At 41.0% G+C, this 14,687-nt stretch carries 10 protein-coding genes; all 10 read right to left on the bottom strand.

The genetic code is table 11. The features are described from left to right. Positions 1 to 121: 121 nt before the first annotated feature. Positions 122 to 3,238, bottom strand: a complete 3,117-nt coding sequence (locus QR42_RS08155; protein WP_039178696.1) for an MMPL family transporter — start codon at positions 3,236 to 3,238, stop codon at positions 122 to 124. A 311-nt stretch (positions 3,239 to 3,549) separates the two neighbouring features. Then, a complete protein-coding gene (locus QR42_RS08150) occupies positions 3,550 to 4,779 on the bottom strand; it encodes a bacillibactin exporter BcbE (protein ID WP_039183112.1) in 1,230 nt (409 codons plus the stop codon). A gap of 102 nt (positions 4,780 to 4,881) precedes the next feature. Further along, positions 4,882 to 5,607 (bottom strand): GntR family transcriptional regulator, encoded by a 726-nt coding sequence (locus QR42_RS08145; RefSeq protein ID WP_039178693.1) that lies wholly within the window; start codon positions 5,605 to 5,607, stop codon positions 4,882 to 4,884. 164 nt (positions 5,608 to 5,771) lie between these two features. Beyond that, the gene (locus tag QR42_RS08140; RefSeq protein WP_039178690.1) at positions 5,772 to 8,144 is read right to left on the bottom strand and encodes an FtsK/SpoIIIE family DNA translocase; all 2,373 of its coding nucleotides are present in this window, start codon (positions 8,142 to 8,144) and stop codon (positions 5,772 to 5,774) included. Positions 8,145 to 8,254: 110 nt separating this feature from the next. Next, positions 8,255 to 8,491 carry a YlzJ-like family protein gene (locus QR42_RS08135; RefSeq protein ID WP_008344712.1) on the bottom strand — a complete coding sequence of 79 codons (237 nt, stop codon included), beginning with the start codon at positions 8,489 to 8,491 and terminating at the stop codon, positions 8,255 to 8,257. Further along, entirely contained in the window at positions 8,488 to 9,216 is a 729-nt protein-coding gene (locus QR42_RS08130; RefSeq protein ID WP_024424124.1) for a ClpP family protease, read from the bottom strand. The genes QR42_RS08135 and QR42_RS08130 overlap by 4 nt, the downstream gene beginning before the upstream one ends. Positions 9,217 to 9,540: 324 nt before the next feature. Further along, positions 9,541 to 11,208: a ribonuclease J2 gene (gene rnjB / locus QR42_RS08125; RefSeq protein ID WP_012010007.1), complete on the bottom strand. Its 1,668-nt coding sequence runs from the start codon at positions 11,206 to 11,208 to the stop codon at positions 9,541 to 9,543. Between the two features lie 171 nt (positions 11,209 to 11,379). Beyond that, positions 11,380 to 12,246 carry a 4-hydroxy-tetrahydrodipicolinate synthase gene (gene dapA / locus QR42_RS08120; protein ID WP_039178685.1) on the bottom strand — a complete coding sequence of 289 codons (867 nt, stop codon included), beginning with the start codon at positions 12,244 to 12,246 and terminating at the stop codon, positions 11,380 to 11,382. A 30-nt stretch (positions 12,247 to 12,276) separates the two neighbouring features. Next, a complete protein-coding gene (gene dapG / locus QR42_RS08115; RefSeq protein ID WP_034662253.1) occupies positions 12,277 to 13,491 on the bottom strand; it encodes an aspartate kinase in 1,215 nt (404 codons plus the stop codon). 92 nt (positions 13,492 to 13,583) lie between these two features. Beyond that, positions 13,584 to 14,603, bottom strand: coding sequence for an aspartate-semialdehyde dehydrogenase (asd, locus tag QR42_RS08110; RefSeq protein WP_024424127.1), 1,020 nt, complete (start codon positions 14,601 to 14,603; stop codon positions 13,584 to 13,586). Positions 14,604 to 14,687 lie beyond the last annotated feature (84 nt).

The following is a 14,687-nucleotide window of genomic DNA, read 5'->3' as shown; positions in this document are numbered from 1 at the left end:
TTTATTATGTATTAGAACATAGCTGATATATACGTGAAACAGCCATTTAATAGACATTATATCAATCAGAGGAAAGGATAGGAAATAAAAACGCCTCTGCTCAAAGCAGAGACGCCAGTCATTATTTCGTTCTAAACGGCCACCAATTCCATTTACCAAAAATACGAACCATAACCGGAATAAAGAGCGGCAATACAACAAAAGCATATAATAAAAGTCCAATGAGTACGACCGTTGCAATTTCAACAAGTGATAATACTCCTGATGGCAGCATAGCGGCGAACGTACCTGCCAAAATGGCCACTGCAGAAATAATGACAGAACCCATATTTCTCATCGCTGATATCATCGATGCTTGTACATGCTCTCCCTTCCATTCATTAAAACGATCCATGAGGAAGATGGAATAATCGATCCCGAGTGTCACAAGAATAACAAAGCTGAAAAATGGGACAGCCCAGCTGACACCATCGTAGCCAAAAAATGTTTTAAAGATCCATTCTGTTAACCCGATTGATGTAAAATACGTTAAAATCAGTGAAAGTGTTAAGTATATCGGCATGACGATTGACCGTAATAAAATAATTAAAATTATAAAAATACCAATTAACATGAAGATGACAGTTCTAATAAAGTCACCGTCAGACGTTTCTTTTAAGTCCACATTTAAGCTTGAGATACCAGATACACCGTATTTGGCATTTTTGAGTCCACTTACAGGTAAATATTGATCAAGAGTTTCCTCGATTTTTGCGACACCTTTCATCGCTTCATTGCTGTATGGATTCACATTTAGGATGACTTCAAAAGTCGTTAATTTACGATCTGGAGACATATACGTATGGAAGATTTGCTTAAATTCTTGGCGTTTCAGCACTTCTTCTGGAATAAACCAGCCCGTTATTTCTTCATCTGGTGCTTGCTGAAGCTGTTTTAAGTAGCCGTCAGCCTCGGTGAAGCCGCTTTTGACCTGCTCAAGCCCTTCAATACTTTCATCTAATCCATCTGTTAATAATGTAAGTTTTGATGAAAGCTGGCCAAATCCTTTTTTGATGGCTTTTTGGCCGTCTGTCAGCTGATCTGCACCATCTTCAATTTTAGGCATTTCTTTAATCAATTGTTTTTGGCCCTCATTTGTTTGGTCAAGACCGTCATAAATTTGATCAAGCCCATCCATGAGCGCCTGCACTTGGCGTTTTACTTCTTTTTGCTTGCTTGATAAGATTTGAATCACTTGATCTGCCTGCTTGATCTTTTGCTTAAAGTGAGAGGCTTCCTCTTCATATACACTCATTTGATCCCCTGCTTGATCAAGCATTCCTTTTGTTTCTTTGAATACTTTCTTGATTTCTTTATATTCTTCCATGTCTTTTACTTCTGGAAGACGATTTTCTAGTGCTTCAAATGATAGATTTTCATAAGATTTCTTTACTTTCTTAATGGTTGTCATCAGCTGCTGATTCGATTTCGCATGGCGTTCCAGTGTATTCACCACTTGCTCTAGCTCTTGAATCATCGTTTCACTGCTGCGATATTCTTGCTCTAATTCTTTTTTCGCTTCTTTGATTTTACTTCGAATCGTACCGACGCCATCTTTACTGCGCCTCACCCCATCTTCTAAAGAGATTAGGGATTCCCTGACTTCTCCGATACCGCTTTTGATTGCTTTCGTTCCATCAATCAGCTTGTCAATGCCTTGAGCGGATTCTTCAATTTTTGGTTTTTGTTTGAGAAGAGCCAGATTTGTTTCGGTCAAGCCATCAGAAATTTTCCCGATTCCTTCATGTCCTTTGCCAAGTTCTCCTCCCAGCTCTTTCGCTTGAGAGGTGACATAAAGCTGGCTCAGTCCGTCTCCAACAGGGCGCGTGACACTGCGGACTGTTTTGACTTCGTCAATGTCATTTAGCTTACGGGTCAGTTTTTCAATGATCACAATCTTTTTTTGATTATCTAGCTTATTGTCACTTTCAACAAGCACATTCAGCGGCAGCGCTTCACCAAAGCCAAATTGCTCTGATATCTTATTAAATGCAGACACCGACTCATACTTATTCCCAATTTCATTTAAACTGTTATAAGATAGGGTGCCGTCGTACATCAGAATAGGAGGCACTGTAATAAGAGCGACTAAACCTAAGCTGATCAGCGGCCTTTTAAATGAAAAACGCCCAGCCCATTCCCACATTTTACTTTGCGGGTGCCGAATGTTTTCTCTTTTAGATGGCCAGAATAGAGATTTTCCGAAAACAGACATAAAAAAGGGAACGATAGTGACAAGGGCAATCAGCAGAATGCCCACTCCAACGGCAACACTAACGGCTGATTGATACAATTGGAATTTAGCAAATCCAATACTTGAGAAGCCGACTAACACGGCTAAGCCGCTGAAAAATACCGTCTTCCCTGCACATTGATACGTGACGATAATCGACTCTTTGACATCACGGCCTTGACCGATCTCCTCTTTAAAACGGCTTAACAGCAGGATGCAATAATCCGTTCCGATACCGAACATAATGGCTACCATAAAAATCTGAGTAAAATTAGATAGAGGAAATTGTGTATATTCTACAAGAAAAGCCACAATACACCGGCTGACAGCGTAAGAAATGCCTATCGTAATGAGCGGAACAACAGGTGCCAATATCGATCTGAAAACAATAATTAAAATAAAGAAAATAAAAATCATCGTGATAAGTTCAGTTTTCTTCAGACCTTGTTGAGAACTTTTAATGACATCTGAATCCACAAATTTTTGACCCGTTATTTCATATGAGACATGATAGGGCTTTAAAACTTCCTCAATTTGTTCTTTAATCTTCACAGCTTTTGTTTCGTAGTGGTCGAATTTGAATGGAACAAGAAGTGTACTTTTATCCTTTGATAAAAGTTGTTTTTGAATGTCCGGATCTACATGAAAATATGAAGTAATTCCGTCAATGTGGAGTTCTGGGGCATGTGTCATGAGTGCAGCTAAAGCCTTTTTTAATTCCTGCTCTTTCGCAGGGAACAGATGTTGTTCGGAGAATACAAGCACACCTGTATCTTTTTTCCCGTTCTTATCTGACAGCTTATCCAATAGGTGAAGTGCCTCAGCTGTTGGTGTCCCCTCCGGAACCTTTAATTGCCCTTTTTCTCTTGTTAATTCCTCTAAATCGGGCGCAGTAATAAACAGAATCACAGCTGTTATCATCCACACCACTAATACAATCCATCTTGCTTTAATTATTTGCAACATAGCTGCTTCAAGCTCCTTCTAGTTCATCAATCAATTTGCTGTATTTGAGCGTGTCTGAAGTGCTGACTGCGTCTCCTTCAAATGGCAGGATGACCTATTCAATTGTCCTTACGTGTTGAAGAAACACATCTCCATCATCAGCACGCGTGCTCAATTTCTGCCTAAAGAAAGACAGAAAATGAATGTTTTTGAACACCTCCAATTTGGGATAATTTAAAAGATATTACTATACATTAGTTTAACTATCAAAATTTTACATGTCAATTTATAAAAAAGAAAAAAGATGGCAAAATGCCGTCTTTTTTCTATATTTAAACTGTTTTCAATTGTTCGCTCTCATCCTCTTCATCTGGCTGGATGAAAAAGAGGACCAAAAATAGTGAAATGAGACTGCAAATGGTCGAGAGAATAAAAACAATGGAGTCCCCTTTATCCATAAGATAGGCAAAAATCGGAGGCCCTAAAGCAACACCGATAAAACGCATACTGCTATAAAATGACGTAATGGTACCGCATTGTTCTTTTTCAATTCCTTCTGTAATCAGCGCATCAAGTGCAGGCAGCACAATACCGATACCAACACCGCCAATGCTTAAACAGATAAACAATACGTAAAAGCTGTGATTCCACCATAAAAAAATATAAGAAAGTGATAACAAAGCCATACCTGCGATTAAAAAGATTCTCATTTTGCCTTTTTCTTTTCCAATCGTTTTTCCAGCAACGAAGGAACTGATTGATAGAAAAAGGAGCGGAATACTCAGCAGAAACCCTTTTTTGACACCTTTTATTTGATAAGCTGCCTCTAGATTATCGGATAAGTAAAAAAGCACACCAAAAAGAAGAAACATAATAAAACCGCCAATAGCAAAAATGGCATAAAGCCAGCGTCCCTCATGCTTAAAAATGGTCTTTGTTGCTTTTAAAAACTCTTTAAATGTAGGCGGGTCCTCCTCTTTTTTCGCCGACTCTACCATGAACAGTACCATGAGAAAGCTGATGGCCGAAAAGAACGGAATGAACCAAAACGGCACATACCAAAACCATGAAGCAAGAAATGCCCCAATAATCGGGCTTAGGACCTTTCCCGCTGTGTTAGAGGTTTCAATGGCGCCAAGTCCCGCACTGACCTCTTCATCATCATGAAACAAATCTCCTATAAATGGCATAACAACAGGTGCCGCTCCAGCTGAACCGACACCTTGAAGGACCCTGCCAAGAAGGATCCACATATACGGTTCTTTCATGATTGTTGAGGCGACTGCTGCCACAGCCCCTCCAAGTCCGGCGATTAAAAGACACGGCAGCAGTACCTTTTTCCGCCCAATCCGGTCTGATAAATAACCGGCGATTGGAATACATAAGATTGCTACAACCGAATATACCGTAATAATGAGAGAGACTTGAAAGGAAGTGATCGAGAGTTTCTTTTCTATCTCTGGCAATACAGGTATTAACATCGAGTTCCCTAGTGTCATGATTAGAGGGACTGATGATAACGCAATGATATTCTTTTTACTGACTGTTTTCTCGCCCAACATCATTCACCCAATTCTATATACTGTTACGTATTAGTGTGGCAAGTTTGACGAGTATTATGTATGGGCAAACAAAAAGCAGCCGCCTATGGAAGCGACTGCTTTTTAAAATCGTTTGCGTATGACATGAAAGCTGAATTTATCCGCTCGAAAATAATTGAGGGAGTATAAGACCGGCTGATCATCCTGATCATAGTGCATTTGTTTCAGTAATAATAACGCCGTTTCAGGGTCACAATCTAGAATCGGTGAGACCTGATCGTGGTAGCCAATTGGTTCAATGTCCGCAACCGCATATTTAATCCCGCTGTGCGGCTCTCTTCCAAACAGCTCAAAAAGAGACTCTTCTTCATGTGTAAAAGAAGCAGGAAGGTGTTTGACTGGAATTTTATCTAAACAATAAACAACTGGCTGTCCATCTGCCGTTCGAACGCGTTCCATTGAAAAAATCCCATCAGATTCATCACACTGAAAACGAATGACATCATTCTCTGTTGGCTCCCCTTCTTGCGAGGATAGAAAGATGGTACCAGGCGTCATATTGACCTGCTCAATCATTTTCGTGACACTTGTCAGCTGTTCTATGCCTGTCGAAAAAAGTGGTCTTGAGTTGACGAAAGTCCCCACACCATGCCTTCTTATTAAATACTTTTCTTCTTCTAATATACGAAGGGCTTCACGCAGTGTCGCTCTGCTCACACCTAAAAGCTTTGAGAGCTCAAACTCAGAAGGCAGCTTTTCTTTTTCGGCATATACACCTGTTTGAATATCTTCTTTAATACGGTCAATCACTTTCAAATATAAATGGCGATTGTCTGTTTTGGTCGACATGTTTTCCCTCCGTCTAATCAATGCAAATGATAAGATGAGAAATCTCTATTCCGAGATAAGTTGAACATAACTATATCATGTTTTTGCAAATAAATAAATAGTCTGACATCCAGTTAACATAATCATACTATCGTTTACTATTTTTCAGGAAAGCTCTCTTCAACTTATGAAGAGAGCTCGTCATATTGTTCTTTTGAGAGAAGAACCTCTCTTGGTTTACTTCCTTCATATGGGCCTACAACGCCTCGTTCTTCCATTGCGTCAATGAGACGTGCTGCCCGGGTATAACCGATGCGGAACCTTCTTTGCAGCATAGAGACAGAAGCCGTCTGCATGCCGATAATCAGTTCAACTGCTTCATCATATAGATCATCTTCCACAGCTGCAAGCTGATCCTGCGTTTCTTCGCTTGGAATCATTTCCTCTTGGTATTGTGCTTTTTGCTGTGTGATCACATGATCAACAACATGTTCCACTTCTTCATCTGATAAAAAGGCGCCTTGCACACGAACCGGCTTGTTTGCACCAACAGGTAAAAACAGCATGTCCCCTCTGCCCAGCAGCTTTTCTGCACCCCCCATATCAAGGATCGTCCTTGAATCTGTTTGGGAGGATACGCTAAAGGCAATGCGGGACGGGATGTTGGCTTTAATGACACCAGTAATAACATCAACAGAAGGTCTTTGTGTAGCGATAATCAAATGAATTCCCGCAGCACGAGCCATTTGAGAAAGTCTTGTAATGGAATCTTCCACATCAGAGGAAGCCACCATCATTAAATCTGCAAGCTCGTCTACAATGACAACAATATAAGGAAGCTCTGGCTGTTTGGCATCTTCTGTTTGATTCATTCGTTTAATGTAATCATTGTATCCTTCAATATTTCTTGTCCCCGTATGAGAAAACAATTCATAGCGGCGTTCCATTTCGCTGACTACTTTTTTAAGTGCTTGAGAAGCTTTCTTAGGGTCTGTTACGACAGGTGCCAAAAGGTGCGGAATGCCGTTATACACATTTAATTCAACCATTTTTGGATCAATCATCATCATTTTCACTTCATGAGGCTTCGCTCTCATGAGAATACTTGTGATAATGCCATTGATACACACACTTTTTCCGCTTCCAGTCGAACCTGCTACAAGTAAATGCGGCATTTTGTTCATTTCAGCAAGCACGGCTTCACCCGAGATATTGCGGCCTAAGCCAATAAGGAGCTTAGCATTTGGACGGTCATTTTGCTTCGATTCTAATACCTCTTTTAATGAAACCATAGCGATTTCTGCATTCGGAACTTCAATCCCGATGGCTGATTTACCAGGAATCGGCGCCTCAATTCGAATGTCCTTTGCTGCAAGGGCGAGGGCTAAATCATCACTTAGATTGACGATTTTGCTGACCTTCACGCCAACATCTGGATATACTTCATATTTGGTCACAGCTGGACCTAAATGAACCTGTGTGACTTTTGCTTTCACACCAAAGCTTTGAAATGTTTTTTCAAGCTTTCTTGCATTTTCATATATATTTTTCTTATCTGTTTGCTGACCTGAATGCTGGGGCTCTGCCAAAATATCAAGTGATGGCAATTCGTAATCTTTGTTTTCAAGTTCTGTAAATGTCATCGGCGGCGCCTCTTTAGGTTCATCAGCTGTATCAGATTGAACTGGTGCACTTTGCACAGACTCTTGAAGAGGCTCTGTCTCTTTTGCAGCCTGCTTCTTTTGAACGGGCGGGGTGAGAATGTCATCCCTGTCTGCAAAGCTTGAAATAATCGGCTGGCTATTCTCAGAAGACGGCGTTTCCTCTTCGATCAAGATCAGATCATCCTCGTCCTGTTCTTGAATGCGTGAACGTTTTTTCTTTTCACCTGTTTTCTGAGAGGACGCGCTCTTTTTCGCCTGCCTGATTCCTTTCATATCTTCAACAAACGCCTTCCACTGCTTCACCATAAATTGTGATACAGGAATCGTCACTTTTTTCACCATTTCCTGCAGGGATCGGTTTGTAATCAGAACAATTCCAATCAGCATTAGAACAATCGCCATGATTTGCGAGCCTGCTTGCGCAAATAAGAAATAAGAAGCAGCAAACAATACAGCTCCGATCATGCCGCCTCCTAAATCAGGTGACCCTGTTTCGCCTTTCATATCCATCAAGAAAAGCTCAAATGTATTTCTAATTACACTTTGAGAGCCAATGACGCCAGCAGATGAAAGATGCTGGAAAAGCTTCACATGTGACAAAAGCAAGATACTCGCAATGATGCAGTAGAGACCTGCTTTTCTTCTTGTCAAAATATCTGGGATTTGTTTTTTCCAGAAAATCGTCACACCAAAAAGAAATAATCCGATAAGGCAGAGAATAAACCATTCACCTGCAAAGAATCGGAATAAATGTACAAAGGTTTGTCCAACAACGCCCAGCTGTAAAATGGCAATGATCGCTATGGCAATACAGACTAACCCATTTAATTCATATTTCAGTTTTAGCTGTTTATTTTGTTTTTTTCTCGTTTTCCGTTTTCTCTTTTTAGCCATACTCATCACCTTACTACGAAAGAAAATATAACCTACCGAAAGATCAGAAAGAAAGCAGCCTGGTTTTGGCTGCATCTTGTTGTAAGTTTTCCCTTTATTATAGCATAGAATCATTCATATGAGTCGGTTTGATTGGTGCCTAAATGTAACTTCAATCGCTTGCCTGGTGCAAGCTCTTGATTGAGAAAATCCATAGGATTGGTGCTCATGACTTGAACGATTTCTGCTTCATCTTCTTTCATTTCAACCATCACTGGCACACCTTGAATGTTTACCTGCTGGAGTTTACGTTCTCCCTGTTCCTCAGCGTAAATGGCTTCATATGGCATAGGCGTATATAAAATCATTGGATCAGCCCCTCGTTTTGAGATGCCCTGTCTCCGATAAGTTCATTCAACTTTTTAATCGCTTGTCCTACACCGCCGACTTCATTCATGAGTCCGTATTCCGCTGCCTCATGACCAACGACATTTGTTCCGATGTCTCTTGTCAAATTGCCTTTTGAGAACATGAGCTCTTTAAACTTCTCTTCTGTAATGTTGGAGTGGCTTGTGACAAAGTTAATGACTCTTTCCTGCATTTTATCTAAGTATTCAAAGGTTTGCGGAACACCAATGACAAGACCTGTTAAACGCACAGGATGAATGGTCATCGTAGCTGTTTCTGCAATATACGAATAGTCACACGATACAGCAATCGGGACACCTATAGAGTGGCCGCCGCCAAGCACAATCGAGACAGTTGGTTTTGATAAAGAAGCAAGCATTTCTGCAATTGCGAGTCCCGCTTCAACATCTCCTCCTACTGTATTTAAGATGATCAGAAGACCTTCTATTTTAGGGTTTTGTTCAACGGCTACGATTTGTGGAATGACATGTTCGTATTTGGTTGTTTTATTTTGCGGTGGAAGCTGCATATGGCCTTCAATTTGTCCAATAATGGTGAGGCAATGGATATTTGTATCTTGCGGCAGCTGCGGAACGGCTGTTTCACCAAGCTGCTGTATTTTGCTCATAATGCTATCTTTTTCTTCTGGCTTTCGCTCAGGCTGCTGTTCATTCTTTTCGTCCATTTGTCTCCATCCTTTCCTCAAACTCTTCTCCTATTATGAACAAATAGCCCATATTCCATCCGTATTCCTCACGCTACATCAAAAAAGCCCAAAGAGCTTATGCTCCTTGGGCTTAGCGTGTAGACAAACCCTCGCATTCGTTGTCAGTCCTGCGCTTCGGTGCTCACGAATGTCAAATTCGCTCCGCTCCGGTGCTCGTCCTTTCTAGACTGCAAAGGTTTTCTATCACGCTAAAAAGAAGACAAAGTGCTAAAATAAAGTTCATTTTAGCACTTTGTCAATAATCTAAAGCCCAAAGAGCTTATACTCTTTGGGCTTTTCTCATCACACTTCCATAATAATTGGAATGATCATCGGCTTACGTTTTGTTTTTTCATAAAGGAATTGATTGAGTACATCGCGCATGGATTGTTTCAATGTGGACCATTCAACAATTGAGTTTTCCGTTTGCTCTTTGACAATCCCTTTGACCATTTCTGTTGCTTTCACAATCAGCTCTTCAGATTCTCTTACATAGACAAATCCTCTTGTGATGATTTCAGGTCCAGAAATTAATTGTTTCTTTTGTTTATCGAGCGTAATGACAACGATCAAGATGCCGTCTTGAGACAACAGGCGTCTATCGCGTAGCACGATGTTTCCGATATCACCAACGCCAAGACCATCGATTAAAATGTTCCCTTGGTGAACTTTTTCACCGATTTTGACGTTCTGTCCTCTAAACTCAACCACATCTCCTTTATCAATCAAGAAAATGTCGCTGCGTTTCATACCTACTTCTTCGGCAATACGAGAATGTGCTTTTTGCATACGATATTCGCCATTCACCGGAATTAAATACTTCGGTTTTAGTAAGTTCAGCATCAGCTTTAACTCTTCTTGGCAGCCATGTCCAGATACATGCACACGTTTTTGTGCAAAAATGACTTGTGCTCCGCTTCTTGTGAGGAAATCCACTGTTTTAGAGTATGTGAGTTCTTGTCCAGGGAGTGGTGTAGATGCAATCACAACAGTGTCATCTTTTTCAATATGAAGCTGTTTGTGATTTTGCTTTGCCATTTTTGTTAAAGCAGCAAGCGGCTCTCCGTGGCTTCCAGCAGTCAGGATGACCACATCGTTTTTCGCCATTTTCTTCACTTCTTGAACGGGTACAAATAATTCTTCGTCTGCTGTCACATAACCAAGCTTGATCGCCAGCTGAAGGGTTGTCATCATATTCTTCCCTGCAACGGCAAGCTTACGGCCATTTTGATTGGTTGCATTAATGATCTGCTGCACGCGGTTAATATTAGATGAAGACACAGCAACAATCACACGATTTTCAGCATTGTACATCGCATTTGAGATTTCGTCTTGGACGAGCGCCTCAGAAGGTGTATAGCCTGGTTTTTCAGCATTTGCACTGTCTGAAAGTAGTGCTAAAACGCCATTGTTTCCAATTTTCGCAATCTCTCCGATGTCACAGGCTTGGTTAAGCGCTGGGGTTTGATCAAATTTAAAATCACCTGTGCATACGATTGAACCAAGAGAGGTTTTGAAGCTGATCCCAACTGAATCAGGGATACTGTGATTCGTTCTAAAGAATGATACTTTTGTTGTTTCAAAAGTAATGACTGATTTTGCATGTACCTCACGCAAATCAGCTTTTTGATTGAAGCCATACTGCTTTAATTTTTCTCGAAGTAACGCAAGGGTCAGCTTCGTTCCGTAGACTGGTACAGACAATTTGCTCAAGCAATGGAATACGCCTCCGATTGCTTCATCATGTCCGTGGGTAAGAAAAATTGCTTTCACCCGATCAGCACGTTCTGTTAAGTAAGAGATATCAGGAATGACGACGTCAATGCCCAGCATTTCATTTTCTGGATGCATTAAACCTGCATCTACTACATATATGTCAGAGTCAATCTCAATGACATATAGGTTTTTTCCGATTTCTCCAACGCCTCCGAGTGCAATAATTCTTACGTTCTCTGTATTTTTCTTTTTCAAAATTCTTATCCTCCTAGTCTCAAGCCCGTCCATCATCGCTTAATGCTATTATAACTGAATCTAATTTTAGAAAACAAGATGAAGTCACATTTTAAGAAAGTGTTTATGTATAAAAAACGGTCATACTCAGGGACATCTGAGAATGACCGCTTACGAAATCTTTTGTTTTGATCAGCTGTTTAAAACGCTGCTTAAATCCAGTCTCTCTTCTTCTGACAAAGGCAAAAGCGGAAGACGAACAGATCCGACGTCTAGTCCTTTCAGCTGAAGAGCTGTTTTGACAGGCGTTGGATTTGGCGCTGAGAAAAGCTGTTTCATGATTGGAAGCAGCTTTTGATGGATCAATGCTGCATTCGCTGTTTGGCCTGAAGCATAGCTTTTCAGCATTTGCTGCATATCAAGCCCTACGATATGAGACGCAACAGAGACAACTCCTTTTGCACCAACAGATACAGCCGGAAGTGTTAAGCTGTCGTCCCCTGAATATACATCGAAATCTTCTGGCGTCTCAGCAATGATTTTTGTCATGGCATCAAGATCGCCGCTTGCTTCTTTGATGGCAACAATGTTAGGTATTTGCGCAAGCTTAATCGTTGTTTCTGGTGCTAATGAAGCGACCGTTCTTCCTGGTACATTGTAAAGCATGACAGGAAGAGATGTAGACTCGGCAATGGCTTTAAAGTGTGCATACATGCCTTCCTGTGATGGCTTGTTGTAATAAGGTACGACAAGCATCACTGCATCAACGCCCGCTTCTTCTGCTTTTTTCGTTAGTTTGATAGACGCATTTGTATTATTACTGCCTGTTCCTGCAATGATTTTACAACGACCATTTGCTAATTTGACCGATTGCTGAAAAAGAGCGACTTTTTCTTCATTCGATAAAGTTGGCGATTCGCCTGTTGTCCCTGCAACGACTAAGGAGTCACTGCCGTTTTTTAATAAATAATCAATGAGAATTGATAGCTTTTGGAAATCAATGTTGCCCTTTTTATCAAAAGGTGTAATCATAGCTGTTGCGATATTTCCGAAATTCATTTTTTTCACCTCATCATGATTCAATCACATTTATCTTGAAAGTTCAAACACTTCATGCAGGGCATTGACGGCCGCTCTCATGTTTTCTTCGTTCACTAACACCCAAATGGTCGTATGACTGTCAGCTGATTGTAAAATCGGAATGTTTTGCTCGGATAGAGCCGATACAATTTTAGATGTGACACCTGGTACACCCATAATACCTGCGCCAACAGCTGATACTTTCGCACAATTTGTTGTCACAATTGGCGTATAGCCAAGATCTTTTAGGATCGACGTTGCCTTTTCAGTCATTGCACCTGTTACTGTATACACAATTTCACTCGGTGTGATGTTGAAGAAGTCGACACTGATTTGTGCGTTTGCCATTGCTTTGAAGACCTCTGTTTGTACGCTGTACTGACCTTCTTTTGCTGGAACTTTGATTTGCGTCACATCATTGACATGTGCAATACCCGTAATGAGGCGGTCGTACACATCATGGCTCATTTTATCTGAGTAGTGTGATGTAACGAGTGTGCCCTCATCATCAGAGTATGTTGAACGGACCCTCATTGGTACTTTTGCTTGCATCGCAATTTCGACAGCTCTCGGGTGAATGACTTTTGCCCCTTGATATGCGAGGTTGCAAATTTCCGTATATGTCACGACTCTCAGCGGTTTTGCATTTTCAACAATACGGGGATCTGCTGTCATAACGCCTTCTACATCTGTAAAAATATCAATAAAGTCTGCCTGCAATGCAGCGCCTAAAGCAGCGGCGGACGTATCACTGCCACCTCGTCCGATTGTTGTCACGTCTCCATTTTTCGCGGCTCCCTGGAATCCAGCAACAACAACAACATCATGTTCAGAAAGTGCTGCCTCCAGACGTTCGCACTTCATGTCAATAATTTTCGCACTTGTATGCTCCTTATCTGTTACAAAGCCCGCCTGAGCTCCAGTCATCGCTACAGCCTTTAGACCGTTTTCATTCAGCATACTTGAAAACACAACAGCTGAGATATTCTCTCCGCAGGAAACAAGCAAATCCTTTTCTCGATTTGTCATATGCTGCGCGCTGCCGTAAAGCAGACCAAGCAGCGTATCTGTCGCATAGGGATCGCCTTTTCGTCCCATTGCAGAAACGACGACAACCGACTTATAGCCTTTCTCTTTTGCAGATAAGATATGTGCAAGTGCCCTTTTTCTACCTTGATCATCTTTGACAGATGTACCGCCAAATTTTTGGACAATTATTTTCACTGTTTTCACTCCAAGTTCATTCTGACGTAACAGAAGAGAGCAGGCGAAAGATGCCTAACTCTCTTCTGTTCGTCCTCAACATCCATTAAATGTTAAACTAATTTTAATGCTTTTAAGCTTTCTGCAATTTGAACTGAGTTCCATGCAGCACCTTTAAGCAGGTTATCAGATACAATCCACATATGGAACCCGTTTGGACGGTCCAAATCTTTCCGAATGCGGCCGACAAATACGTCGTTTTTCCCAACAGCATCTGCAGGCATTGGATAAATTTGCTGAGACGGATCATCTTGCAGCGTAATTCCTGGTGCATCTTTTAGAATTGATTTGAGGTCTTCGACTGTTGCATCATTTGATTCTAGTTCGACGTAGACAGATTCTGAATGTCCCGTTTCAATTGGAAGTCTCACACATGTTGCCGCTACTTCCAGCTCTGGCATATGCATGATTTTTTTCGTTTCGTTAATCATTTTCATTTCTTCGAATGTATAACCATTGTCTTGGAATTTATCAATTTGCGGAATCGCATTAAATGCAATTTGATAAGGCATGACTTCTGGTTTTACATCTTCTTTATTTAAAATGGCTTGTGATTGGCTGTATAGTTCGTCAATGGCTTCATGTCCCGCACCTGATACTGCTTGATACGTAGAGACAATGACTTTTTTCATTCCATACGCCTGACGAAGCGGTTCTAATGCCGCTACCATTTGAATCGTTGAACAGTTAGGGTTCGCAATGATCCCTTGATGATCATGCAAATCTTTTTCGTTTACCTCTGGTACGACAAGAGGGATGTTTTCGTCCATACGAAAAGCACTAGTGTTGTCAACAACAATCGCACCTCGTTTGACTGCTTCAGGAGCCAGCGCTTTAGAAACATTTCCTCCAGCACTGAATAATGCAATGTTTACTCCTTCAAAGCTTTCAGGTGTTGCTTCCTGAACAGTGTACTCTTGACCTCTGAATGTCACTTTTGTTCCAGCAGAACGTTTTGAGGATAGTAGAGTAAGTGTATCCATTTCAAAATCTCTGTCAGCTAGTGTTTTTAACATTTGTTGACCGACAGCTCCAGTCGCTCCAACTACAGCTACATGCAATCCTCTTCCCATCAGTAAAACTCCTTCCGACCCATCCATGATTCTTTTCTTTCGGATGGCCATCCTATGACTTTTTACATTTTATTTTACCATAGA

Source organism: Bacillus sp. WP8 (assembly GCF_000800825.1).
In the GTDB taxonomy this organism is placed as follows: domain Bacteria; phylum Bacillota; class Bacilli; order Bacillales; family Bacillaceae; genus Bacillus; species Bacillus safensis.
The sequence above is the reverse complement of the archived record's forward strand: the minus strand, read 5'-3'. Positions and strand labels throughout refer to the sequence as shown.

Coding starts and splice junctions, on each gene's coding strand:
- QR42_RS08140 (WP_039178690.1), bottom strand. CDS start 8,144: ATGGCTAAAAAGAGAAAACGGAAAACGAGAAAAAAACAAAATAAACAG.
- QR42_RS08155 (WP_039178696.1), bottom strand. CDS start 3,238: ATGTTGCAAATAATTAAAGCAAGATGGATTGTATTAGTGGTGTGGATG.
- asd (WP_024424127.1), bottom strand. CDS start 14,603: ATGGGAAGAGGATTGCATGTAGCTGTAGTTGGAGCGACTGGAGCTGTC.
- QR42_RS08145 (WP_039178693.1), bottom strand. CDS start 5,607: ATGTCGACCAAAACAGACAATCGCCATTTATATTTGAAAGTGATTGAC.
- QR42_RS08130 (WP_024424124.1), bottom strand. CDS start 9,216: ATGGACGAAAAGAATGAACAGCAGCCTGAGCGAAAGCCAGAAGAAAAA.
- QR42_RS08135 (WP_008344712.1), bottom strand. CDS start 8,491: ATGATTTTATATACGCCTATGCCATATGAAGCCATTTACGCTGAGGAA.
- dapA (WP_039178685.1), bottom strand. CDS start 12,246: ATGAATTTCGGAAATATCGCAACAGCTATGATTACACCTTTTGATAAA.
- QR42_RS08150 (WP_039183112.1), bottom strand. CDS start 4,779: ATGTTGGGCGAGAAAACAGTCAGTAAAAAGAATATCATTGCGTTATCA.